We start from the raw sequence: 23881 nt of genomic DNA on the forward strand, positions 1-23881 counted from the left end.
CGTCAGCGGAGCCGGCGCCGCAGGCTCGGGTCGATCGTGACGTTGCGCCCGGCGTCGGGCGGGACGATCACTTCCTGGGAGGCGGCGACACCGCCCGCGAGGAGCGGGGCGTCGACCGGCACCGTGCGCTTGACCATCGCCAGCGCGATCGGGCCCAGCTCGTGGTGGCGGGCGGCGGAGCCGACCACGCCGACCTCCTGGCTCTCGAAGATCACCGGCGCGCCGTGCGGCGGCAGCGTATCGACGCTGCCGTCGAGATGCAGGAAGACCAAGCGGCGGGGCGGGTGGCCGAGGTTGTGCACCCGGGCGACCGTCTCCTGGCCGCGGTAGCAGCCCTTGGTGAGGTGGACGGCGGTGCCGATCAGGCCGATCTCGTGCGGGATCGTCTTGTGGTCGGTGTCGAAGCCGACCCGCGGCCGGTGCTCCTCGATGCGCAGCGCTTCGTACGCCCACAGGCCCGCCAGCGGCTTGCCCAGGTGGTCGGCCAGCTCGGCGCGCGGCACCAGGAAGTCCTCGGTGGCCGAGGAGAGCACCGCGAGGTCGTCGGCCCGCGACACCTCCACGCGCAGCATGAACCGCATCCGGTCGAGGTAGTCGATCAGGCTCTGGGCGGTGCCCGGCTCGACGTGGGCCAGCACGCTCTCACCGTCGTCGACCAGCGTCAGGTGGTGCCGGATGCGGCCCTGCAGGTCGAGGTCGAGCGTCTGGGTCCACTCACCGGGGGTGAGCGTGTCGAGCTTCTGCGAGGTCAGGTCGTTGAGCCACTTGAGCCGGTCGGCTCCCGAGACCCGGATCACCTCGCGGTTGCTGCGGTCGACGACCGCCTCGCCCTTGACCAGCGCGCGTTGTTCGGCGTAGAGGTCGCCATAGTGCGCGGCTACGTCGGAGTCCGGCGCGTCGGCGGGGACGGCGCCGGGGAGATCGAGCAGAGGGCTACGCATGCCCTCAGGCTATCTGCAGTCGCGGCAACGGCCGAAGACGGTCAGATGGTGGACGTCGGCCAGGAAGCCCAGCTCGTCGTCGAGCCCCTTGATCAGCCCCTCGGCCAGCTGGGGCCGCACCTCGCTCACCACGCCGCAGCCGCGGCACACCAGATGGACGTGGTCGGCCACGGCCGCCAGGTGATAGGTGGGAGCGCCGTGACCGAGATGGGTGTGGGTCACCATGCCGAGCTCTTCGAGCAGCTCGAGGGTGCGGTAGACGGTCGAGATGTTGACCCCGCGCGCCGTCTCGCGCACCTTGACGCAGATCTCCTCCGGCGTGGCGTGCTCCAGCTCCTTGACCGCCTCAAGCACGAGCTGCCGCTGGGGAGTCACCCGGTAGCCCTTGGCGCGGAGTTGCTCGTGCCACTGCGTCTCCGTCATGCACCCGAGTCTACGGCCGGGCGTTAATCGCTTGCCCTGTTCGCGACAGAACGCATAGCTTCGTGAGTACGCGGAAAGGAGGTGGTCCAAACAATGGTGATTCATAGTTGGGCTAGCGAGGTGGTTGTCCGCTGACGACGCGGACTCCAGTCTCGGCCGTTCGGCGAATTCGAGGCAACCACCGGGGCCCCTGGCAGCCGGAGGGCGGGAACCCTTCCCGACCATGGTCCATCCGGCCCGTCTGCACGACAGACGGAAGCTCGCCCGGGGCCCTTCTCACTTTCCCAGAGCCTTCAGCGCCCCCTCAGCGCCCGCCACACAGTCAGCGCTCGCCACACGCTCAGCGCTCACTTCGCGCTCAGTGCTCGCCTCGCGCCTCGACGCCGAGCGCGGCGCACGCCTCCCGATAGAGCCGTACGACCGCCATGCGCACCTGCTGCCGCTCGGTCAGCGTCTCGCCCCACGCCACCCTGACCAGCTCGCCGCCGTCGATCGTGAACTCGATCGCCTCGGCGTCGACGCCGCTCGTGGTGGCCCGGGTCGCGGCCGGCCGGCCGCCCAGCCCTCGGACGATGACCAGCGCGTCGTCGCCGTGGTCGTCGTTCATGTGGCGCTTGATCGCCTCGACCGCCTCGGCGGTGAACGGACTGCTCATGACACCCTCTTCAGCTCCGCGGACATGTGCGAGGTGAGCGGCTGCCCCTCCGCGGCCATGTCGTAGGCCCACATCAGATTGCCCTTGACCAGCCCGTAGAGCCGGTGCCCCGCGGTGTATTCCTTGGCCGTGACCGTGCGCGCCACCACGTCGGTACGCAGCTCGATCTTGTGGAAGACCACCTCACCGACGTAGACCTCCACGATGCCGGTCGGGTGCGCGAGCACCACCTCCACCTGGCGCTCGGGCTGTGGCCGCCAGTAGCCGGACTCGGTGGCGAGCGGCCTGACCCGGTCGCCGTCGTGGTCGAGCAGCCAGGTGCGGCTCACGTAGGACAGGAACGGCTTGCCGTTGTGGGTGAACTCGATCTCCTGGCCGAAGTTGAAGCTGTCGATCGTGGGATAGCCGCCCACGCCCGCGCCCTCCCAGCGGCCCAGCAGGAAGGCGATGGGCTCGAGATCGGCGTGCATCTCAGGTTCTTCCATGGGTCACAACCCTAGTCGCCGGGCCGCCGTCCACGTCCGCCGCCGTCCATCCCGGCAGCGGTCTCGGCGGGGCGTTAGGGTACGGGCATGGCACGATCACTGGTGATCAAAGTGACCGCCGGGGCCGACGACCCCGAGCGCTGCAACCAGGCATTCACGGTCGCGGCGGCCGCGCTGGCGAGCGGGGTCTCCGTCTCCGTCTGGCTGACCGGGGAGGCGTCGTGGTTCGCCGTGCCCGGCCGGGCCAAGGATCTCAGCCTGCCACACGCGGCTCCGCTGCCCGACCTGCTCGACGCCGTGCTCGCGGGCGGGCGGCTCACGGTGTGCACCCAGTGCGCGGCCCGTCGTGACATCACGGTCGACGACCTCATCGAGGGGGTGCGCATCGCCGGCGCGCCCGCCTTCGTCGAGGAGGCCGTGGCCGACGGCGCCCAAGCCCTGGTCTACTGACCCCGGCCCTGAGCCGACAGCCTGGGCCAGGTCTCCTGCCTCAGGCCCTGAGCCGACCGGCTTCTCGTCTCCTGCACCAGACCCTCCGTGCCGGTCAGGCGCTGAGGACGGCGCCCAGGCGTTCCTGGCGGAGCTGCTCGTAACGGGTGTCGTCGAGGGGCGCCAGCTCGCCGACGATCCAGCCGAGGAGCAGGTCGGCGAGCGCGGGGTTGCGGGCCAGCGCCGGGCCGTGCAGATAGGTGCCCACGACGTGGCCCGCGTAGCAGCCCTCGAAGCCGTCGCCGTTGCCGACGCCCTTGATGGTCCGCGACAGCGGCCTGGCTCCGGGGCCCAGCCGGGTGACGCCCATGTGGTTCTCGAAACCGGTCAGCGTGGGGAGCCCGAGGGCCGAGTCGACCTCCGCCACGAGCTCGCCCACCGCGCGGGCCGGGCCACGGGAGCTGGCGATGTCGAGCAGGCCGAGGCCGTCGACCGGCTGGCCCTCCTCACCGCCGAACGTGCTGCCCATGATCTGGTAGCCGGCGCACACGGCGAGCATCGCGGCACCCCGGCCGATGGCGCTGCGCAGCCCGCCGTCGCGGCGCAGGCGCTCGGCCGCGAGGATCTGCGGACGGTCCTCGCCGCCGCCGATGAGGTAGATGTCGCCCGTCTCGGGCACCGGGTCGGCCGAGCGCACGTGCACGGTCTCGGTGGCGATGCCCCGGCGCTGGGCACGCTGCTCCAACACGAGCACGTTGCCCTGGTCACCGTAGGTGCTCAGGAGGTCGGGATAGATCCACACGATGCGCAGGGCGCTGTCAGACGGCACGACCGAACTCCGATCGGATCTGCTGGAAGGCGGTGTAGTTGGCGATCACGTCGACCGGGCCGGGCGGCTGCATGGCCAGCGCCTCGGAGAACGACTCGCAGAGCGCGAACGGCACGTCGGCCACGTCGAGCCGGAGGGCCAGGTCGAGGCGGCGCTCCCCGGTGACGAACACCGGACGGCCGCGCAGGATGCGGTAGTCGACGTCCCACAGCCAGGAGGTGTCGCGCCCGTCGGGGCCCTGCGCGTTGACCGACAGGATGATCGGCTGCCGGGGGTCGGAGACGTCGAACGCCTCCAGCCAGCCGGCGGGGTTCTTGGCCAGCAGCAGTCGGGCGTGCCTGCCGTCGCGCTGGACCGTGGTGTAGCGGCCGGCCACCGAGGTGACCTCGCGCAGCCTGGGCAGCGCCCGGTCGACCGGCAGCCCGAACGTCTCGGCGACGGCCAGCGCCATGACCGCGTTGGAGCGGTTGGCCAGGCCGGGCAGCTGGATGTCGAGCAGCCACCGCTGGCCACGCGGGTCGAGGACGGCGTCGTCGTCGAGGACCCAGTGCGGCTCGGGCCGGTGGAAGGTGCACTCGCGGCACGCCCAGTCGGCGTCCTTGCGGTCGAGCGGGCCGCCGCACTCGGGGCAGCACCAGGAGTCTTCCTTCCACCGCTGGCCGCCCGCGACCCAGGTGACCTGGGCCGCCGTCGAGGCGCCCCAGGTGACGAGCGGGTCGTCGCAGTTGGCGATGACGTGGGTGGGCCTGCCGGACAGCGCCCGGCGCCACTTCTGCGCGAGCAGCCAGATCTCCGCGGCGCGGTCCATCTGGTCGCGGCTGAGATTCATCAGGCAGACGACGCCCGCGCCGGTGGTGTCGAGCACCTCGGGCAGGTATTTCTCGTCGACCTCGAGGACGCCGTAGGGGGCGCCCTTGTGCTGGGACAGCGCCGAGACGTGGCCGGCCGGCATGTTGGCGCCGAACGCGTTGGTGGCCACCTCGCCCAGCTCCAGCAGGGCGGAGGTGATCAGCCGGGTGGTGGTGGTCTTGCCGTTGGTCGCGCTGACGAGGGCCAGCTTGCGGTCACGGGCCAGCTTGCGGAGCAGATCGGGCTCCAGCATCAGGCCGACCCGTCCGCCGATCACCGAACCGTCGCCTCGCCCGGTCATCCTGGAGAGCGTGGCCGCACTGCGTCCCAGGGCGCTCGCGAGCTGAGCCCGCAGTGGAAGCTGGGTCATGGACATCGATCCTAGTCGCCATCCGACCCGCGGCACTCCCTACTCGGGGGCCGCGCCGGAAAACGCCGCGCGCCGGCCCGGATCGGCGAAGGTGATCTCCGGCGCGCCGCCCTGGTCGAACGGCAGCACGAACCGGCTCGGCCACGACAGCACGCCTTCGAGCCAGCCGGCCCCCATGGTCTGGCCGACGTGCCGGAGCCGGGCCGCCGGGTCGATGCCGATCGCGACCGTCGTGACGTCGCGCTGCAGCCCCTCGTTCTCGTCGTCGCCGAGGATGACCCGCCAGGCCAGCGCCCGGTTGTGCTCGATCTCCATCGACAGGGGGTGGTGGCGCAGCGCTCTGGCCCGGTGGCCGAGCAACTCGGTCTGGGCGGGCTCCGTCGGGCCGCCGCCGTTCTGCGTGTGGCGGAACAGGGCGTACTCCATGGGCGGCGCCGGGCTGCGCAGGTCGGGGGCGGGGCGGCCGTACGGGAAGAGCCGGTCGACCTCGTGCAGCCAGCGCACCTGCGGGATGACCCAGGTGGGGCCGGGCCGCTCGCCGCCCTCGACGCCGCCGAGCAGCCGCGTGGCGGTCTCGGCGGCCTTCTCGGTGAGCAGCGCGGGGTCGAACCAGCTCCGCAGTGACCAGGCCCGCCGCCGCACCGAGCGTTCGACGAGGGTGGCGAGCAGGCACTCGCGGCGGCGTACGGGCAGGTCGGACCAGATGGCGGCCAGGGCGCGGGGCACGCCGGGCAGCGGCCGGTTGCAGACGAAGGCGAGCACCACCGTGTCGCACCAGACGCGCAGCCAGGCCCAGTCGGGCGCGTCGGCGAGCACGTCGGCCTCGCGCAGCTCGACCAGCGTGCACGCCTGGCCGGCGCGGCACTGCGAGCCGCAGGCCGACGACCGTCGGCCGCGGATCGGCGGGGGCGGGCCGGGCAGCGTCTTCTCGCGGGACTCGCCCAGCGGCACGCGGACCCGCAGCGGCCGGTCCATCCCGTCGGTGAACACCGCGGCCGAGCCCGGCTGCAGGGAGACGACCTGACGGGACTGCTCGACGCTCAGGTTCATCGCGGCGCCGACGAGCTGTCTGTCGTCCTCGGCGGGCAGGCGGTGCACGACCTTCAGGGCGGTGTTCTTCACCACGTCGGAGACGAGCTTGGTGGGGATCTGCTCGGCCACCACGATGCCCTCTCCGTACGCCCTGATCTCGGCGAGCATGCCGGCCAGGAGCTCCACGGCGTGGGTCGCGGCCCGGCCGGCGCCGCGGTCGCGCAGCAGCCGGTGCGCCTCCTCGATCACGATGACGTGCCGCAGGCCGGTGGACCTCTCCTGCCGGGCGCGCATCCGCAGGTGCTCCACGATGCGGATGATCAGCGTGCCCATGAGGAACGCCTTGTCCTCGTCGTTGGCCACGTCCTCGATCGCCAGCACCACGTTCCGCTTCAGCAGGCCGCCGATGTCGGCGGGGTGGCCGCCCTCGAAGAAGCGCCCGGCCGACCCGACCCGCAGGGAGCGCAGCCGGAGCGAGATGAACCCCTCGACGTCGGCCTGCACCTCGCGGCCGTAGCCGATCTCCTTGATCACGTCCATCGCGTGGTGCTGCAGCTGCTCCAGCGTGGGCACGCTGGGCGGCACCTTGGAGCCGGGGACCGCGCCGCCGGTGACCACGTCCCAGCCGTTGGCCTCGTAGACCCGCTGCAGCGACAGCGACATGATCTGCGGGAAGGGCTCCTCGGCGTCGAACGCCGCCATGAACAGCGCCCTGACCATGTCGATGTGCGCCTGCACGGGGTAGCCGGGCTCGGGCTCCAGGGGGTTGACGCTGAACGGCACGCCCCCCGGGGCGGACGGGTTGATCACGGTGACGGAGTTGGCGGGCCGGCCGCGCGCCTGGCCCTGCTGGTCTCCCAGTGACGCGAGGCGGCCGGCCATGGCGGCGTACTCGGACTTGGCGGGCTCGATCGCCAGCCACGGGATGCGCGCCTGGCTGAGCTGCTCCAGCAGGTGCCTGACGGTCTGCGACTTGCCGGAGCCGGTGGCGCCGGTGATGAAGGCGTGCCGGTTGAGCGTGGCCAGCGGCACCCGGAAGGAGCCGACCGCGCGGTCCTGCCCGTCGAGGATCTCGCCCAGCTCCAGCTCGCCGCCGTCGGTCTCGGAGGTCACGTCGAAGAACCCCGAGTCGAGCACGCGTACGCCGGGCACCTCGCGCCGGGGCAGCCCGGCCAGCGCCGCGAGGGCCCCGGCCGTGGCGGCGAACGGCGCGGCGGCCCCGTCGGCCGGGTCCTGCATGGTGACCGCCAGCGCCTCCGACAGGGCGTAGACCGAGCCCTGGGCGCTGCGCAGCCGGTAGGGGTGATGGCTCATCTCGACCGAGCCGACGAGCACCGGCGCGATCTGGCGCAGCTCGTCGGCCGTGGCGCCGCCGGCCAGCACGCGGACGTTCCACAGCCCGGCCTCGCGGAAGGCGTCGAGCTCCTGCATGCGGCGTTCGGCCCGTTCGGCGTCGAAGCGGGAGCGTTCGGAGGCGTCGCCGTACTGGCGCAGCACGTTCAGCTGGGTGCGCAGGTGGGCCACCTCGGCGTCGAGCAGGTCGGTGGGCTCGGCCACGACCAGCCAGGCGAACGGCCGCGACATGAGCGTGACCAGCGTCGACTCGAACAACGTGGGCCGCTTGAGCTCGTCGGAGTCGAGCTCGGCGAACTCGCGCCGGCCGCCGAGCGGCGGCGCCTGGCGGCCGGGGCACGTCGTCCACACCAGGTCGGCCAGGTCGGCGAGGTACTCCTCGTCGAGCTGCACCCCGCGCGCCCCGCCGGGGAACAGCAGCGGCTGCGGCCCGGACGGCGCTCCGGGCGTGTCGGGTGAGCGGCGCGGCTGGCGCGGCGGCGACAGCGGCCCGGCGTTGGTGATCAGCTCCAGCGGAGCGCCGGAGCCGCGTGACAGCCAGCCGATGACGAACGGCCGGTCGCGCTGCGCCGCCGACAGCACGGCGGGCAGGACGGTGACGAAGTCCCACTCCGCCGATGAGCTTCGCGACGGCGCGGCGATGGACTGGATCCGGTACCAGGGCCCACTCAGCGAGACACTCGGCTGCATTTCATCCCCCCACGACGGTCTCTTAGTAAAGTCCGCCCACCGTCAGGACGACACCTCGACATTGACCATGTCATTGCCTTTGCTTGCGCCAGTCCAGGCGCTCGGGTGGCGGTCCGAGGTTGGGAGGGGGGTCTCCGTCGCCTTCGGGATCTTTGGGGCCGTCGACCGAGAGGACGGCTTCGCGTACATCCTCCAGCTCGCCGAGCGTGGTCTTGGGGAAGGTGAGAATGGCCGGGTTCGCGTCGGCCAGGCGCACCCGCCGGCCCTTGGCGGTGGCGTCGGTGACGATGACGGACGTGGTGGGCAGCTGCTGGAGCTGGTGCGGCTCGACCAGGAACTCCCGGGAGCGCTGCAGCACCCGCTCCTTCTCGCCGATCTTGTCGGCGGTCCTGCCCCACTGGGTCGACTCGGTGATGTCCTCGGCGAGGTCGGTGCGGCTCTCGCCGTGGGCCTCCTCCCGGCCTTCGACCTGGGAGATCGTGGAGGTGTAGCCGCCGTTGAGCCCGGGGAGCGAGTCGCTGATCGTCTCGGTCAGCTGGGCCAGCTCCAGCCGGTGCTCGGTGCCGACGTGCTCGCTGGCGACCCGGGCGTCCTCGGCGTTGCCGAGACGCATGAACGCCACCGCCGCGTGGCCGCGGCCCAGCCGCTCGCGGACGGCCGGGGTCAGCGACCGGTAGGTCAGGACGAGTCCGGTACGGGAGGTCTCGCAGGCGTCCATGAGCCGGTCGAGCACGTCGCCGCGGAGCTTGTCGGCGCCCGCGACGATGATCGTGTGATACCAGGGCCGGTCGGAGGCCGGCGACTGGCGCAGGATGTGGGTCAGCGCGGTGGCCACGTAGGTGCCGAGCACCCGGTTGCCGAACACGCCCGCCTGCCGGTCCATGCTCACCACCCGGAGCCTGGCGGGCGGCAGGCGCACCGCCTGGGTGCCGAGCGTCTCCAGCTTGCGCAGCTGCGACTCCAGCGCCCAGGCTCGTTCGATCACCACGCGGTCGCTCACCCCGCGCCCGAACAGGGTGCCGATGCGCTCCAGTTGCGTCGCGGTGATGAGCCCGTAGCGCAGGTCGTCGCGTGGGTCGCCGACCTGGGCCAGCGCCCGGAGCGCGGCGGTCACCTGGCTGATCGTGGCGTTCTCGCCGAGCACTTCGAGCACCCGCTCCAGGATGGCGTTGTCGAAGCTGAGGTCGCGGGTGGAGCGGTGCTCCTCGCTCACGCTCACCACGTGCGCCAGGACGTCGGCGAACGCCTCGGGCTTGAGCGTGGCGCCCAGGTCGAGGCGGGGCAGGTCGACCGGCAGCACCCAGACCAGCGGGTCGTCGCCGCCTCGGCGGGCCAGCTCGATGAGGTCCTTGGCGATCGCCCCCTCCGACAGGTCGAGCACCGTCAGGTGGCCGCCGCTGTAGAGGCGGGTCGCGCCGAGCAGGGTGATCAGCGCCGACCAGCCGGGCAGCGTGCCGCCGGCCACGTCGATGCGGTCGATCTCGTCGGGCACGGCCACGGCGTACCAGCTCAGCTGGCGGTCGTGGCGGTCCTTGACCTCCTGCCACTCGCGGTAGCGCTGGGCGTGCTCCTCCTGGGCGCGGAACAGCTCCTTGTCACGTTCCTGCCGCCTGCGGTCGTCTCGGACCTGTTGCTCGTAGACCCGGTAGCGGACCGCCCGGTCGCCCTGGAGCAGGGCGTAGCTGCAGATCGCGGCCACGCCTCCGGCCGCGACCAGGCCGAGCAGGGCGAAGGACCAGTTGAGGTAGCCGGCGGCGGCCACACCGACGATCAGCCCGGTCACCACGAGCATGAGCATCCGGAAGACCCGTACGGGCCGGTTGAGCATGTCCTCCTGGAGGCGCTCGCGGCGCATCCGGTCGGGGTCGGGTTCTTCGGGGACCGGCTCGTCCTCGGCGGGCGAGGGGCGCTTCGGCGGGGGGCCGGGGTCGGGGTGCAGCAGGATGTACTGCCAGCCCAGGTAGATGCGGTCCGCCTGGAGCTGCGCATGCTCGGGATGCACGTCCACCACGTGACCCTCCGGCCGCGATATGTCGTTAGTAGTAGGGGCTTGTCCCTCCGCTCCGTGACAGCGTATGAGCTAGAACCCCTGCAGCGGCAGGGTTCTCGGCAATTCAGCCAGCCTGTTGGAAGGATTGCGACGGATGGGGCAACCGTGACCTATTACCATCCTTGTCCATGACGGAACCCTCCGGCGGCCACGACAGGCCCAGACGGCCGGTGGTGGTGCCCGCGCTGGCCCTCGTGGCCGTCACGGTCATCGGGATCACCGCTCTGCTGGGCGGTCTCGAAGAGGCCCCCGAGGCCCCGCCTCAGCTCACCTCGGGCGCGGTGCTCGACCAGGGCCGCTACTCGACCCGTTTCGTCGAGTCGCGGGTGCGGGTGGAGCCGGCCGAGTCGACGTTCGCGGAGGACAAGAGGTTTCTGGAGCTGGTCTTCGACGTCACCAACCTCGGCGACGAGACGACCCCGGTCGGCCTGCCACCCAGCGAACCGGAGGGCGCCGCGACGAGCTCGTTCTTCGCCGGCTCGCTCGTCAAGATCGCTCCTGCCTTCCCCGAGGACGCCGGACCGTTCGTGTTCGCCCTGAGCAAGGACCAGGACGAGACCCGCCAGCTGCATCCCGGGGTCACCACCAAGGTCATCGTCCGGTACGAGCTCAAGGACACCGAGCGACCGCCCGAAAAGGTGACCCTCGACGTGGCGGCGTTCGAGTACGGGGCGGGCTTCCAGGATCCCACCGAGAAGTGGTCGATGATCTCCCAGGAGGTCGGCGACAGGCTCGTCCCCGAGATCAGGGCCCGGGTGACGATGCCCGTCCGGGAAGGCGCGGGCGCATGACCGCCACCGAGCAGCGACCACCCGCGGCGCCCGCCCGGCGGGGCAGGAGGCCGGGGCGCGGGAGTGGCGGGTCGCGGCTGCTCAACGGCGCGATCGGCCTGCTGCTCGTGGCGGGCGCGGTCGGCCTGCAGGGGCTGCACCTGTCGGAGAACGACTACACGGCCCCGCTGACGTACACCGGAGACAAGGGCGCGAACGTCGACGCCGGTCGTTTCACCGTCCGGCTCAACTCGTTCGCCGTGGCCAAGGCCATCCGGAGCAGCTCCAAGACCGTCACGACCGACAACCTGTTCCTCATCGTCAACGCCTCGGCGAAGTCCAGCCTCAAGCCCTACCACCTGGGCCAGCCCGTGCTGCTGACCGGCGACGAGCGCAGGTTCGCCGCCACGGACCGGGTGGACTCCGGCTCGACGCTGGCCGCCGCCTGGGTGCAGCCGGACATCTGGGTCACCGGCGCGTTCTTCTTCGAGGTGCCGGCCTCGGTGCTCCCAGGCGCCCGGATCGTGTTCGGCCTGCCTCCGTCCGCGCTGGTCGAGCCGTACCAGCCCGAGGTCGAGGTCGATCTCGGGCTGGACGAGGAGGGCGCGCGCAAGCTCGCCGCCCAGCCTCAGGACGTCTACCCGATCGTCAAGAAGTGAGCGGGACATGAGCGCGAACGACGGCGACTGGTTCTCACCCAGGAAAGACCGGCGGCGCGACGGCGCCTGGCCCCCACTCACCCCGCCCCCTTCCCGTTCCCACGCTCCCCGCCCCGACCAGCAGGTCTGGCCGCCCCTGGCGCGGGAGACGCCCGGCGGCTCCACCCAGCCGCTTCCGAAGGTGCTGGACACCGAGCCTCCCCCGCCTGTCTCGTCCGAGCCGGCCGCGCCTGTTTCCGCCGAGCCGGCCGCGCCGCCCCCCGCGCGCCGCCGGGGCCGGACGCTCCTGGTCGCCGTGGCGGCGGTGCTGCTCGCGGGCGCCGCCGGCGCCGTCCGCACGTACGACGGCTACCTCTTCTACGAGAAGGTCGCCACCGACGAGACCCGGCTGATCTCCGTCGCCCCGGGGCAGGCCGGGACGGCGCACGGCATCGAGTGGCAGGCCACGGTGGCGCCCACGCAACCGCCGGCCGACAACAGGCACGGCGCCGACGTCGCCTGGCTGAAGATCGACATCAGGGAGAAGGTCGTCGACCAGGGCAGCGCGACCATGACCGCGGAGCCCGGCGAGATCCAGCTCCAGGACCGCGCCGGACGCGCCTGGACCGTGGAGCTGCTGGACGCGGACCGGCCGACGGATCGGCTGGACGTGGGCAAGGAGTACGTGCTGGAAGGGGTGGCCATCGTGCCCGCGCGGCTCGCGGACGAGGTCGAGCTCTCCTTCAGGCCGAGCACCTACCGCTCGGACACGCCGACCGAGGACCTCTTCAAGCGCGACACCGTGGCGGCGCTGGAGCCGAACACCGAGGTGCTGAGGTTCAGACGGTGAACGACTGGCCGCGCAGCCTGGCCCGGGTGGCCGCGAGGTCGAACGTGGCCGCGAGCAGGGCCATGGTGATCACGGTGACCAGCAGGTCGCGGACGAAGTCGATCGGCGGCCCGAGATGGAACCAGGCCCAGTCGACCTGCGAGCCGATGAGCGTCCGGACCGCCCGATCGGCGTACCGCGCGCCCACCGCGATGGCCACGTAACACAGGCACATCATGCCGAACAGGGGCGCGCCGCCCCTGACGATCAGCCGGAAGGCGTTGGCCAGCGGCACCCAGCGGTCCCGGAAACCGCCGGTCACCCGGTCGATCGACTTCTGGGTCAGGTCGTGGCTCTGCTCCAGGCGATCCACCCCGCGCTCGAACCGGGTGCCCTTGACCAGGGTGCGGGTGTCGTCGGCGAAGGCGCCGAAGACCAGCAGCGCCACGGTGAGCCAGGCCAGCGGGATCACCACGGCGTCGACGAACAGCGGCCAGATCTCGCTCATGGCGCCACCGACGTCCTTCCAGCCGGGGACGGTCTCCTTGGCCTGCGCCAGGACCTCTTCGGCGCCGGTCACGACGGCGCGGCTCTCCATCCACTCCGAACGGGCGTCGGCGATGGCGACCGTGGCGTTCAGCCCGTAGAAGACGAAGGCGAACTCGGAGAAGGCCGCCGCGAAGCCGTGGAACCCGCTCCTGCCCTTCTCCACCAGCTTCGCGAACAGCGTCTTCAACCCGAAGGCGACGACCATCGCGCCCAGGGACACCCGCCAGTCGAGATCGATCAGACTGCCGCCGACCTGCGTCTCCTCGCCGAACCAGGCGGCGTCGGTCAGGTCGTGGAAGTGGTGGAGCAGGTCCATCTGCTGGAAATCGCGGGCGTCCTCCACGTGGAAGCCCCAGGCCAGGTAGAGCGCGGCGAAGGTGGGGGCGACCCGGTCCAGGGCCCGGAAGAAGCGCTCGTCGCGCACGCCGTCGGCGGCACGGGCGCGCATCTCCCACAGCGCGCCGCGCAGGCTATGCAGCATGCCGGTGACGACCGTCATCGCCGCCAGGACGACGAGCGTGAGGAGCGTCATCGTGACCACGAGGCGGACCTGGCGGAAGTCTCCGTACGCGACCTCCGTCGCGCCGTACAGCAACACGAAGCGCACCAGCTGGCCGGCGGAGAACCACAGGATCAGCGGCAACGCGCATTTCCCCAGCAGGCGCAGGGTGTGCGCGGGCAGCGAGAACGGCGAAGGCATCCTCTGAGCCGGATAGGGCGCCGGTCGGGGCGGTGCCGCCACTCCTGACGAACCTGACATTTGCCGAATCGTAGCGGTCTGCCTCTTCTGTCGCAGCCCGGACCGGCAACCCGCGGCCACCACGAACGGCGGCAGGCGGAGCCCCGACGAGGGTCAGGAATCCCTACCGTCACATCTCCGGGACCTCCGGCGCATCGGCGCGAACCCTGCGGGACCATGGCGGCATGGAACCTCTGTCCGCGCTCGACCCCGACCCTCGCCTGGTCGGGGAGCGGCTGCGGCGGCTGCGCCACGCGCGGGGGGTGTCGCTGTCGGAGCTCGCCAGGCGGGCGGGCATCGGCGAGGCGACGCTGTCCGGCGTCGAGACCGGCACCCGCGACATCACGCTGGAGGCGCTCTGGGCCATCACCGCCCAGCTCGGCGTGCCCATCGGCGCGATCCTGGACACGCCGCCCGAGCCGAGGCTGGTGCGCGGCGCCGTGATCGAGGCGGCGCTGCTGGAGGTGTTCGAGGAGGAGGGGGCGACCTTCGAGCTCTATCGGCTCCGGGTGCCGCCCGGCACCACGCAGACGTCGCGGGCGCACCGCGAGGGGGTGAGCGAGCACCTCACGGTCTTCAGCGGCACGCTGATCGCCGGGCCGCTGGAGGCGCCCCTCACGGCCGGGCCGGGGCACCACATCGCGTGGCGGTCGGACGTGCCCCACGGCTATCGGGCGATCGGCCTCGAAGAGGTGCGGGCCACGCTGCTGATGCGCCACCCGGCGCGGCAAGGCCGGTAGCGGACACGGAAGAGGCCCGCGCCGTTGCCGGCGCGGGCCCCCTCGGACGAGCAGTGGTCAGACGGCCACCGCCAGCTGGGACACCTCGCCCAGCTTGGCCTCGACCTGGACGTCCCTGGTGAACCCGCCGCCCGCGATGATGCGGACGGTCCAGTCACCGGGCGCGGCGAAGAAGCGGAAGACGCCCTCGTCGGACACCACGACCTCACCGGTGAACTCACCGGAGCGGTCGAGCAGCCGCGCGTAGGCGGTGCCGGCGCCCGTGACCACACCCTGGATCACGGCCTGACCGGCCAGGTCGATGCCGGTCGGCAGCGCGACCGTCTGTTCGGGTGCTCCGCACCCTGGCGCGGTGGTCATCAGCGGGCCTCCCCCAACTCGACGGGCACGCCCACGAGCGAGCCGTACTCGGTCCACGAACCGTCATAGTTCTTCACGTTGGCCTGGCCGAGCAGCTCGTGCAGGACGAACCAGGTGTGCGCGGAACGCTCACCGATGCGGCAGTAGGCGATGGTGTCCTTGCCGAAGTCGACACCGGCCTCGCCGTAGAGGGCGCTCAGCTCCTCGTCGCTCTTGAAGGTGCCGTCGTCGTTGGCCGCCTTGGACCACGGGATGTTGCGGGCCGTGGGCACGTGGCCACCGCGCTGGGCCGCCTCCTGCGGCAGGTGGGCCGGAGCGAGCAGCTTGCCGGTGAACTCGTCGGGCGAGCGCACGTCGACCAGGTTGAGCTTGCCGATCGAGGCGAGCACGTCGTCGCGGAAGGCGCGGATGGAGGTGTCCTGGTCCTGGGCGGTGTATTGGGTCTTGGCCCGCTCGGGGACCTCCTTGACCAGCTCGCGCGAGTCGAGCTCCCACTTCTTGCGCCCACCGTCGAGCAGCTTGACGTCGCCGTGGCCGTACAGCTTGAAGTACCAGTAGGCGTAGGCGGCGAACCAGTTGTTGTTGCCGCCGTAGAGCACCACGGTGTCGTCGTTGGAGATGCCGCGCTCGGAGAGCAGCGTCTCGAAACCGGTCTTGTCCACGAAGTCGCGGCGCACAGGATCCTGCAGATCCTGCTTCCAGTCGATCTTCACGGCGCCACGGATGTGCCCCTTGTCATAGGCACTGGTGTCCTCGTCGACCTCGACGAGAACGACGTTGGGCGTGTCGAGGTTGGCCTCGACCCAGTCAGCGTCCACCAGGGCGGCGGAACGGCTCATTTCGAAACCTCCATTTTGGCGGCGGGCAGTAGACGTCGAACAAGCAGATACATCTCGCAGCCAAGGCAGAATCCGAAGGCTGCGTTGAGGAAGGCGGCGAGGAGGGCCGCCGCCGTCGCCACGAGGGCGAGCGGGGTGATCTCGGCGAGGAATCCGACCAGGCCCACGACCGCGAAGACAAGCCCGACGACCTGCGCGAAACGCGGCGGCCGGGCGTCCTCGGTCTCCTCCGGGGCGCTCTTGACCAGCGCCTTGAAGAGCATCCCGTACGGCTGACGCCCGAGGGCGCCGCACGCGAACACCACTGCCTGGGCGGCCAGCAGCCAGGCGCTCCCCGTCACCAGGACGAGGGCGAGGACCAGTGCGGTGATGGCCGCGCCGAAGCGCAACGCTCTAGGATCGGCACGCATCGTGGGATGCTCCTGAAGGGTCGGATGTGGGGCGGATCGGAAATCCGCGCGAGACCGTCCTCAGGCAGCACGACAGAGCGCGGTGGCCACGCGGCAGAAATCAACCGCGCGCCGCTTCGTCAGCAGCTCTGTCGATGGGTTCATGGGCCCGACACTACTAGGCGTCTCGACATCTGTCACTTCTCGTCCGATTCGTGAGACGGAGCATGAGAAGCCGGGTCAGGCACCGCTCCGGCGAGCGCGGCGAGGACGTCCTGCTTGCGCGGCTGTCCCGACGCCCTCTTCACGATGTTTCCGTCGCCGTCCAGGACGAGGACCGTGGGCGTGCGCATGATGTCGAGCTCACGGACGAGATCCAGCCGCGACTCCGCGTCGATCTCGACATGCGTCACCCCGGGCACCACGGCGCTGACGTCGGCCAGGATCCGCCGCGTCGCCCGGCACGGCTGGCAGAACGCCGTGGAGAACTGGAGCAGCGTCGCCCGCTCCCCCAGCGGCGCCCCGAGAGACGCCTCGGTCAGCCGGTCGCCGGGCCGGTCGCGCACGCGTCCGTCACGGAGCATCCTCACCACCCCGATCGCCAGGCCGAGCGCCAGCGTCGCCAGAACCACCCACACACCAGTCATCGGAGGGTGCAACCACGGGCGGCCCGGATTACTTCCGCGCGGGCGCCTTGACCCGCACCAGCACCTTGTCCGACGGGTCGAGCAGGTCGAACCTGGCGATGTCGGTCATCGGAATGCGGGTGTGGCGCGGGAAGACGGTCTTGTTCCGGTAGGTGTCGCGGTCGACCGTCCAGGCGTCGGTGTAGTCGCGCTCGCCGTTCCTGCCGATGACGAGCAGCCGGCACGTCGTGCCTTCGGGCACCCCGGTGACCCGCACCGCGAGCTGGGTGCCGCTCTCACCGGGGATCGCGGTCACGTGGGCGTAGTAGCCCCTGGCCTCGTTCGCGCCGGGGAACTCGCGGCCGCCGGCGTCCTCGGGCGGAGCCGACTTGAGCAGGGTGCTGGGGGTCGGCTCGGCGAGGATCCTGGTCTCGGCCTGGACGGCCGTGTCGGAGGCGTCCGCTGAGCCGGCCGTGTCGGCCGGCGTCTCGGAAACGGACCTCTCGGGCGCGGCGGCGGTGGTGCCCACGTCCGGGCGCTGCGCGGAGACCGTCCAGACGGTGCCGCCGACGGCCAGCACCGCCACGGAGGCGGCGGCGGCCATCAGCACGCGGCCCCTGCGGTGGCGCTTGGCCCGCGCGTTCAGCAGCCGGTCGAGCACCTGCCGAGGGGGGCTGGCCACCAGCTCCACGTCACGCTCGGAGACCTTGCCGAGGAACGCCGAGACCCCTTCGAGGTCGAGCAGCTCCGCGCCGCACTCCTCGCAGGTCGCCAGGTGCAGGTCGACCTGCAGCGCCTCCTCCTGGTCGAGCGCGCCCAACGCGTGGGCGCCGAGCGAGAGTCGCACCTCCTCGCACGTCACGGCGCCAGCCCCCGCTCCTCCAGGGCGAGCTTGAGCGCCCGCAAGGCGTAGTAGGTGCGTGACTTGACCGTGCCCGGCGGGATGCCCAGCGTCGCCGACGCCTCCTTCACCGATCTCCCCCGGTAGTAGACCTCCAGCAGCACGTCGCGGTGCTCGGGCCGCAGCACGGCCAGCGCCTCGGCCACGGCCCACGACTCGACCGCCCGCTCCAGCTCGTCGTCGGCGGGAACGACCGCCAGCGCCTCGTCTCCCGTCTCCGGCGGCCGCGACTTGCGGGCGCGGTGCTGGTCGACGACGAGGTTGCGGGCGACGGTGAACAGCCAGGCGCGGATCGGCCGCCCGGTGAGCGCGTCGGGATGCCGCCACGCCCGCAGCAGCGTCTCCTGCACCACATCCTCCGCACGTCCGGAATCACCGGTAAGTCGCAGTACGTACCCGTAGAGTGGCCCGGCGTGATCGTCGAAAAGGGTCCGCACGAGCTCTTCGTCGGCGGTGCCAGCTGGACTCACGCCCTCTTCACGTACGGCGGGGCCGACCGGTTCAGCCTCATCCACGAAGCGGCACGTCTGTCGCTTCGGCCGAGAACTCCAATCCGTCGGCCACGCTCTTCACCCCGGTCACCTTGACGTCGAAGGGCAGCTTGCCCTGGAAGGGGATCGTGTAGCTGACGAACTTGGCCAGCGCGTCGGGCACGCCCTGGATCTTCTCCGCCTGCAGCCGGATGCCGCCGTCGGCCACGTCGACCCGCATCTCCGCGTCGAACTTCACCTGGTTCACGCCAACCCTCACCTCGCCGGACGCGACGAGCCGCCGGCCGTTCCCCGAGATCTTGACGCCGCGCGGCGCGTACTTGTCGATCGTCTCCCTGGTCAGGGTGCCGATGACGGTCAGCCGCTCGGCCCTGATGTCGGCGGTGTTCTGGATGACATCAGCCAGGGGAGCGGTCACGTCGTAGGCGGCACCTCGCAGGTTCTTCACCGGCACGCCGCCGTAGGTGAGCGTGCCGAGATCGAACCGTACCTCGGGATAGCGGCCGGAGAGGGCCTGCGTGAGAAATGGGATGCCCTCGATCGTCACGGTCGGGGTGCGGCTGAGGTCGGCGGCGGCGGCGATCCGGTTGGACAGGTCTCGCTCCACGCCGGCGACGGCCACCCGGTCGAGGACGACGACGATCAGGGCCAGCACGATCAGGAACACAGCCAGTTTGCGCATCGGGCTCCCTGTCTCAAGCGGGGGTCATGAGCTTATCGATGCATGGCATCTGCCCCACCAGCCCGCTTGATCACCCACCGGCGAAGGGCGGCAGCACCTCGACCGTCGCGCCGTCGTGAAGTCGCACCTCGTCGTGGGCGCGTCTGCCCACCGGGGAGCCGTCGACCAGGAACGAGGATCGGCTCATGACCCGGGCCAAATCGCTGCGATCCTGTGTGATTTTCGTCATGAGTTCGCCCAGTGTCGCCGCCTCGAACGGCTCCTCGGCCAACCCCGCGGCCTCCTTCGCCGCGGCCCAATACCTAACTTTTCCCCTAGCCATGGGAACCTCACAATCGAGTCCGCTTCATTGTGCGACATCGTGAACGTCAGTGTTTCAGGAGAATCGCTGTTCACCAGGTGGACCCGTAATGGACGCATTCTTCCCGTGGGATATCCTCGCCTACGGGACCTGGGCGACGTAGCCCCCGGGTCCCGTCGTGTTTGAGGAGGCCGTAATGAGCAACCTGCTCCTGCTGACCAACGCCCTCGAGCCGTCCGCCGAGGTGTTGCCGGCGTTGGGCCTGCTGCTCCATTCGGTCCGCGTCGCGCCCGCGGAGGCCTCGGCGCTCATCGACGCGCCACCTGCCGACGCCGTGCTCGTCGACGCCCGCAAGGAGCTCGTACAGGCCAAGAGCCTGTGCCGGCTGATCCGCACGACCGGCATCGACTGCCCCCTGCTGGTGATCGTGACCGAGGGCGGCCTGGCCGCGATGACCGCCGAATGGGGCGCCGACGACGTTCTCCTCGAAACCGCGGGGCCGGCCGAGGTCGAGGCGCGGCTGCGCATGGCGACCGGCCGCATCTCGCAGGCCGGCGGCGAGGACGTGCCCGACGAGATCCGCAGCGGCGACCTGTCGATCGACGAGGCCACCTACACGGCCCGGCTGCGCGGCCGGGTGCTCGACCTGACGTTCAAGGAGTTCGAGCTGCTGAAGTATCTCGCCCAGCACCCGGGGCGCGTGTTCACCCGCGCCCAGCTGCTGCAGGAGGTCTGGGGCTACGACTACTTCGGCGGCACCCGCACGGTCGACGTGCACGTGCGGCGGCTGCGCGCCAAGCTCGGCACCGAGTACGAGTCGCTCATCGGCACCGTCCGCAATGTCGGCTACCGCTTCGTCCCCGACCGCGCGGACCCCGCTCACGTGTAGCCCGTTGACAGGGTGCCCAGTCCAGGGTGCACTGATGTGACATGATCGGCGCTTCGCCGCCCCTGACCGTCATGCTGTGGACACCGCCGTCCCCCCGGATTGGTGGTGTTTCCGTGAGCTTGTTCAGAGCGCTGGTCGACGAATCCGCCCGGCCCCGCGTGTATCGACGTAATGACTGCATTTGTTCACCGTTACGGCCGGCCAACCGCGTTTACCTGATCGACCACGGCTATGCCCGCGAATACACACCGCCGGGCGAACGCGAGACCATTCACGATTTGCGCGCCGGCGGCGATCTCGTGGGCGAGCTGGCCTTCTGGAGCGCGGGCGAGCGGGTGCGGGTCGACGCGCTGACCGAGGTGCGGGCGTGGCCGATCGACATCCGGGCGCTGCGCGAGCACGCCTCGGCCAACCCGGCGGTGGCCACCGCCCTCGTACAGGACCTGTTCGCCCGCAACCTGGCGGCCCGCCGGCACGAGGCGCTCGCGCGGGCGCCCGTGGCGGCCCGGCTGGCCGTGTGGCTGCTGCACCTGGACGGACGCTACGGGCTGGCCTCGGACGCGGCGCCGCCGCTGTCCGTGGAGACCCTGGCCGACCTGGTCGGCAGCGCGCCCGACGTGGTGCAGCGGCAGGTCGCCCAGTGGGTACGGCGAGGCTGGCTGGAACGCCCCGGTTACCGGCGGGTTCGGATCGTGGACGCCGCCGCCCTGCGCACCGTCGCGGGCGGCTGGGAGCACCTCTCCGCCCCGTGGGAGGGCCAGGTCACGCCGTTCCTGACCCGGCCGGGCGCGCAGGCCGAGCCGCTGCCCGTGCGCGAGGTGCCGAGGCCCGCCCAGTTGCCCGCCGCCGTGCCCGACTTCACCGGGCGGCAGCTCAGCCTCGACCTGCTCACCTCCTGGCTGGAGCGGCCCAACCGGACCAACACGATGGTCGTCCAGGGGCTGCCGGGAGTGGGCAAGACCACGCTGGCGACGTACTGGGGACACCTGCACGAGGAGCGGTTCCCCGACGGGCAGATCGTGATCGACCTGCGCGGCCAGTCGCCCAGCCAGCCGCCGATGACCCCGGCCGAGGCGCTCGGGCAGATCCTCCGCTCGCTCGGCGTCCGTGAGCACATGCCCGCCTCCGACGAGGCCGAGCTGATGCTGCTCTACCGCAGCAGGCTGGCCGGGCGGCGGCTGCTGCTCATCCTGGACAACGCCGCCGATCCGGCCCAGGTGCGGGCGTTGCTGCCGGGCAGCAAGGACTGCGTGGTGCTGGTGACGAGCCGGACCAGGATGGCGCCGCTGCGGGCCACCGGGCACGCCGACCTGATGGACCTGCCGGTGCTGGACCCGGGCAACGCCGTCGCGCTGCTGGTGTCCGTGCTCGGCGCCGACTCGCCCCGGGCCGCCGATCGCGACGCGCTGGCCGAGCTGGCCCGGGTCTGCTCCTACCATCCGTTCGCGTTGCGGATCTCGGCAGCCAAGCTGAGCGAGAACCCCGAGCTCAGCGTCGCCTCCCGGGTGCGGGAGCTGCGCCGGCCCGACCGGCGCCCGCCGTTCTCCGGCGATCCCGAGGAGGCCTTCCGGTCCGCCCTCGACCTGGCTTACGAGTCGCTCAGCCCGCCGCAGCGGCGAGCCTTCCGGCATGTCGGCCTGCTGCCCGGCCGGGACTTCACGCCCGAGGTGCTGGCCGCCGCGCTCGGCTGCTCGGTGAGCGAGGCCGTGATCGCCGTGGAGGGGCTGCACCGGGCGTACCTGGTCGAGCCGATGCCCGGGCCGCGCTACCGCGTGCACGACCTGGTGAAGGGGCTGGCCAGGGAGCTGGGCCGGCACGCCGAGGCCGGGGTGCGGGAGGCCAGGGTGCGGCTGCTCGACCACTATCTGGCCGTGGCCACGGATCCGGCCACGGCGCGCGAGTGGTTCGAGGCCGAGCGGCGCTCGCTGGTCTCGGCGGTCCGGCTCGCGGAGGAGACCGACGCGCACGGCATCGCCTGGCAGCTCGCGGCGGCCGTGTTCGAGCCGTTCAAACGGCTGCGCTACTACGAGAACAACCTGGAGATCCAGCAGGCCGGTCTGACCTCGGCCGCGCGGATCGGCAACCGCCGGGCGATCGCCAGGATGCGCAGCCATCTCGGCTCCATCCACCACGACATCGGCCCGTCCACGCAGGCCGCCCGCTACATCGGCGAGGCGCTGGCGGACTTCACCGAGCTGGACGACCGGGAGGGGCGTGCCCGCGCGCTCAACGAGCTGGCCGAGGTGCACGGCATCGCGGGCCACAACGACGACGCGCTGAAGTGCGCGGGCGAGGCCCTGGAGCTGTACCGCGAGATCGGCGACCTGACCGGGGTCGCCGACTGCCTGCACACCCTGGCGTGCCTGCACCTGTCGCAGGAACGCCACGAACTCGCCCTGCACCACGCCGGTCAGGCCCTGGACGTACGCGAGCGGCTGGGCGACCGCAGAGGCACCGCGCAGAGCCTGATCATCCTGGCCAGGGTGCGCCACCACCTCGGCGCGCCGAAAGCCGCCCTGGCCGAGGGCCTGGAGGCGCTGTCGATCTGCCACGAGCTCGGCGACGAGCACGCCGAGGCCGAGACCCTCCTGTGCCTGGCCGAGATCTACGACACGCTCCGGCTGCCGCACGACGCGCAGCGCGACGCCGAACGAGCCCTCGCCGGCTACACGGCGACCGGCGACCAGCACGGATGCGGCCGAGCCCTGTGCACGCTGGGCCGGATCGCGCGCAACGGCTCCCGCTACGACGAGGCGCTCGACCACTACGAGCTGGCGCTGGACGTGCAGCGGGAGCTCCATCACGAGCAGGGCAAGGCCGAGACCCTCGGCGACATCGGGCTGGTGCACTGGCGGCTGGCCGACTACCTGCGCGCCGCCGACTACCTGAACCAGGCTCTGGCCATCAGCCGGGTGATCCAGGACCCGCCCGTCGAGGCGCGGATGCTCAACCGGCTGGCGCGGGTCCGGCGCCGTCAGGGTGACCCGCAGGTGGCCTTCGTCTACGCGCTGGAGGCGCTCGACATCGTCCAGGGCATGGGCAACCGCCGGGCCGAGGCGGACGTACAGGAGACGCTGGCCTACACGTACCTGTCGCTCGACCGGCACAAGGACGCGCTGCGCGCGGCCAGGGCGTCGCTCGCGATCAGGAAGGAGATGCGCGACAACGAGGCGAGCGCGCTGCTCTCGATCGCGCAGGCCCTGCACACGGCGGGCCGGCCGGAGGAGGCGCTGGAGTACGCCAGGACGACGGCCGCGCTGCAGCACAAGACGGGCACCCGTGACCGCTGGGCCGCCGCCCTGACCACGCTGGCCATGATCCTGCTCGACCTGCGGCGGCCGGAGGAGGCGCTGACCCATGCCACCCAGGCCAGGGACGTGCACCTGGCCTGCGGCACGCGGCGGGACCAGGGCTGCGCCCTGCGCGCCCTGGGCCTGATCGCCCGCCGCCTCGGCGACTTCGCGCAGGCCAGGCAGCACCTGACCGAGGCGGTGCGGATCCTGGAGGAGGTGGGCGACCTCGCCGAGCTGAAGCGGGCGGCCACCGAACTCCGCGAAATGTCGTAGATTTCGCGGCCCGAGGTCGCAGATTCCCTCCCGGCTCCTCCCGTTAGCTGGTGTCCCAGCTACTCCGTCGGAGGTGATCCGGATGCTCACCAAGAACCAACTGCGCCGAGACCTGCGCTGGCTGAAGCGCCAGGCCCGTAAGGACCGGCGGATCACGCTCTCCGTGCTCGCCGGACTGCTGGCCCTGTGGGGCCGGCAGCTCTCCCCCGCCGACGCCATGCCCTCCTCACCGCCGCTGCTGGCCCTCTCGCTCGGGCTGGCGGTGGCCTCGGCCGTCGCCTGGCTGATGTCGGCGTACTTCCTGGCCAGGACGGTCCGGCCGCGGGGGGACTCGGTGGAGGCGCTCCGCTGGGTGTCCCGCGTCTCACGGGCCAAGGAATGGGCGTTCTGCTCGCTGTGCGCGTTCGTGGCGTGGCACCTGCTGCAGTTCGTCACCGCCTTGTTCCTGGGGTGACGGGATCGCGCG

General features: G+C 71.5%; 26 protein-coding genes. 8 read left to right on the top strand and 18 right to left on the bottom strand.

Features of this window, described 5'->3' with window-relative positions; translation table 11 throughout:
* Positions 1–2: 2 nt before the first annotated feature.
* The 4 genes from ygfZ to IEY82_RS13270 form a co-directional block, all read right to left on the bottom strand.
* Entirely contained in the window at positions 3–941 is a 939-nt protein-coding gene (ygfZ, locus tag IEY82_RS13255) for a CAF17-like 4Fe-4S cluster assembly/insertion protein YgfZ (RefSeq protein ID WP_189124381.1), read from the bottom strand.
* 9 nt (positions 942–950) lie between these two features.
* Positions 951–1364 carry a Fur family transcriptional regulator gene (locus IEY82_RS13260; RefSeq protein WP_189124382.1) on the bottom strand — a complete coding sequence of 138 codons (414 nt, stop codon included), beginning with the start codon at positions 1362–1364 and terminating at the stop codon, positions 951–953.
* A 358-nt stretch (positions 1365–1722) separates the two neighbouring features.
* Positions 1723–2019: a DUF2470 domain-containing protein gene (locus IEY82_RS13265; protein WP_189124383.1), complete on the bottom strand. Its 297-nt coding sequence runs from the start codon at positions 2017–2019 to the stop codon at positions 1723–1725.
* Positions 2016–2504 (bottom strand): heme-binding beta-barrel domain-containing protein, encoded by a 489-nt coding sequence (locus IEY82_RS13270; protein WP_189124384.1) that lies wholly within the window; start codon positions 2502–2504, stop codon positions 2016–2018. Before IEY82_RS13270 ends, IEY82_RS13265 begins: the two co-directional genes overlap by 4 nt.
* A gap of 87 nt (positions 2505–2591) precedes the next feature.
* Between IEY82_RS13270 and IEY82_RS13275 the strand changes: the two genes are divergently transcribed.
* On the top strand, positions 2592–2954 hold the full coding sequence (locus tag IEY82_RS13275) for a DsrE family protein (RefSeq protein WP_189124385.1): 363 nt from the start codon (positions 2592–2594) through the stop codon (positions 2952–2954).
* Positions 2955–3048: 94 nt separating this feature from the next.
* Here the strand turns inward: IEY82_RS13275 and IEY82_RS13280 are convergent, their stop codons facing one another.
* The 4 genes from IEY82_RS13280 to IEY82_RS13295 form a co-directional block, all read right to left on the bottom strand.
* Entirely contained in the window at positions 3049–3762 is a 714-nt protein-coding gene (locus IEY82_RS13280) for a type 1 glutamine amidotransferase (protein ID WP_189124386.1), read from the bottom strand.
* Positions 3752–4981, bottom strand: a complete 1230-nt coding sequence (locus IEY82_RS13285; protein WP_189124387.1) for a MurT ligase domain-containing protein — start codon at positions 4979–4981, stop codon at positions 3752–3754. The genes IEY82_RS13280 and IEY82_RS13285 overlap by 11 nt, the downstream gene beginning before the upstream one ends.
* Positions 4982–5020: 39 nt before the next feature.
* On the bottom strand, positions 5021–8056 hold the full coding sequence (locus IEY82_RS13290; protein WP_189124388.1) for an ATP-binding protein: 3036 nt from the start codon (positions 8054–8056) through the stop codon (positions 5021–5023).
* Between the two features lie 70 nt (positions 8057–8126).
* Positions 8127–10067: a hypothetical protein gene (locus IEY82_RS13295; protein ID WP_189124389.1), complete on the bottom strand. Its 1941-nt coding sequence runs from the start codon at positions 10065–10067 to the stop codon at positions 8127–8129.
* A 167-nt stretch (positions 10068–10234) separates the two neighbouring features.
* On the opposite strand from IEY82_RS13295, the gene IEY82_RS13300 reads away from it, so the two are divergent.
* From IEY82_RS13300 to IEY82_RS13310, 3 genes are read left to right on the top strand one after another with little or no spacing between them, the layout of a single operon-like run.
* Positions 10235–10897, top strand: coding sequence for a hypothetical protein (locus IEY82_RS13300; RefSeq protein ID WP_189124390.1), 663 nt, complete (start codon positions 10235–10237; stop codon positions 10895–10897).
* The gene (locus IEY82_RS13305) at positions 10894–11535 is read left to right on the top strand and encodes a hypothetical protein (protein WP_189124391.1); all 642 of its coding nucleotides are present in this window, start codon (positions 10894–10896) and stop codon (positions 11533–11535) included. Before IEY82_RS13300 ends, IEY82_RS13305 begins: the two co-directional genes overlap by 4 nt.
* 7 nt (positions 11536–11542) lie before the next feature.
* Positions 11543–12364, top strand: coding sequence for a hypothetical protein (locus tag IEY82_RS13310; RefSeq protein ID WP_189124392.1), 822 nt, complete (start codon positions 11543–11545; stop codon positions 12362–12364).
* Here IEY82_RS13310 and IEY82_RS13315 read toward each other — a convergent pair.
* Positions 12354–13592 carry a hypothetical protein gene (locus IEY82_RS13315; RefSeq protein WP_189124393.1) on the bottom strand — a complete coding sequence of 413 codons (1239 nt, stop codon included), beginning with the start codon at positions 13590–13592 and terminating at the stop codon, positions 12354–12356. The genes IEY82_RS13310 and IEY82_RS13315 overlap by 11 nt on opposite strands.
* A 224-nt stretch (positions 13593–13816) precedes the next feature.
* On the opposite strand from IEY82_RS13315, the gene IEY82_RS13320 reads away from it, so the two are divergent.
* Entirely contained in the window at positions 13817–14371 is a 555-nt protein-coding gene (locus IEY82_RS13320) for a helix-turn-helix domain-containing protein (RefSeq protein ID WP_189124394.1), read from the top strand.
* A gap of 57 nt (positions 14372–14428) precedes the next feature.
* On the opposite strand, the gene IEY82_RS13325 is transcribed toward IEY82_RS13320, so the two are convergent.
* From IEY82_RS13325 to IEY82_RS13360, 9 genes are all read right to left on the bottom strand, one after another.
* Entirely contained in the window at positions 14429–14731 is a 303-nt protein-coding gene (locus IEY82_RS13325) for a DUF1416 domain-containing protein (protein ID WP_189124395.1), read from the bottom strand.
* Positions 14731–15570, bottom strand: a complete 840-nt coding sequence (locus tag IEY82_RS13330) for a sulfurtransferase (RefSeq protein ID WP_189124396.1) — start codon at positions 15568–15570, stop codon at positions 14731–14733. The genes IEY82_RS13325 and IEY82_RS13330 overlap by 1 nt, the downstream gene beginning before the upstream one ends.
* Positions 15567–15959: a DUF4395 domain-containing protein gene (locus tag IEY82_RS13335; protein ID WP_443686089.1), complete on the bottom strand. Its 393-nt coding sequence runs from the start codon at positions 15957–15959 to the stop codon at positions 15567–15569. The genes IEY82_RS13330 and IEY82_RS13335 overlap by 4 nt, the downstream gene beginning before the upstream one ends.
* Positions 15960–16040: 81 nt before the next feature.
* A complete protein-coding gene (locus IEY82_RS40315; RefSeq protein ID WP_350668905.1) occupies positions 16041–16124 on the bottom strand; it encodes a putative leader peptide in 84 nt (27 codons plus the stop codon).
* A gap of 32 nt (positions 16125–16156) precedes the next feature.
* Complete coding sequence (locus IEY82_RS13340) at positions 16157–16606, bottom strand: thioredoxin family protein (RefSeq protein WP_189124398.1); 450 nt, start codon at positions 16604–16606, stop codon at positions 16157–16159.
* Between the two features lie 28 nt (positions 16607–16634).
* Entirely contained in the window at positions 16635–17447 is an 813-nt protein-coding gene (locus IEY82_RS13345; RefSeq protein WP_194518790.1) for an anti-sigma factor family protein, read from the bottom strand.
* Positions 17444–18001, bottom strand: coding sequence for a sigma-70 family RNA polymerase sigma factor (locus IEY82_RS13350; protein WP_443686090.1), 558 nt, complete (start codon positions 17999–18001; stop codon positions 17444–17446). Before IEY82_RS13350 ends, IEY82_RS13345 begins: the two co-directional genes overlap by 4 nt.
* Positions 17994–18659, bottom strand: a complete 666-nt coding sequence (locus tag IEY82_RS13355; RefSeq protein WP_189124401.1) for an LmeA family phospholipid-binding protein — start codon at positions 18657–18659, stop codon at positions 17994–17996. Before IEY82_RS13355 ends, IEY82_RS13350 begins: the two co-directional genes overlap by 8 nt.
* A gap of 70 nt (positions 18660–18729) precedes the next feature.
* Positions 18730–18981: a MoaD/ThiS family protein gene (locus IEY82_RS13360; RefSeq protein WP_189124402.1), complete on the bottom strand. Its 252-nt coding sequence runs from the start codon at positions 18979–18981 to the stop codon at positions 18730–18732.
* Positions 18982–19156: 175 nt separating this feature from the next.
* Here IEY82_RS13360 and IEY82_RS13365 point away from each other — a divergent pair, with 175 nt between their 5' ends.
* The 3 genes from IEY82_RS13365 to IEY82_RS13375 all read left to right on the top strand — a co-directional run bounded on the left by IEY82_RS13365 (position 19157) and on the right by IEY82_RS13375 (position 23869).
* Complete coding sequence (locus IEY82_RS13365) at positions 19157–19849, top strand: response regulator transcription factor (RefSeq protein WP_189124403.1); 693 nt, start codon at positions 19157–19159, stop codon at positions 19847–19849.
* Between the two features lie 113 nt (positions 19850–19962).
* Positions 19963–23415: a tetratricopeptide repeat protein gene (locus IEY82_RS13370; RefSeq protein ID WP_189124404.1), complete on the top strand. Its 3453-nt coding sequence runs from the start codon at positions 19963–19965 to the stop codon at positions 23413–23415.
* A gap of 82 nt (positions 23416–23497) precedes the next feature.
* Positions 23498–23869, top strand: coding sequence for a hypothetical protein (locus tag IEY82_RS13375; RefSeq protein ID WP_189124405.1), 372 nt, complete (start codon positions 23498–23500; stop codon positions 23867–23869).
* The last annotated feature ends 12 nt before the right edge of the window (positions 23870–23881 follow it).

This window comes from Nonomuraea cavernae, assembly GCF_014646355.1.
GTDB classification, from domain to species: domain Bacteria; phylum Actinomycetota; class Actinomycetes; order Streptosporangiales; family Streptosporangiaceae; genus Nonomuraea; species Nonomuraea cavernae.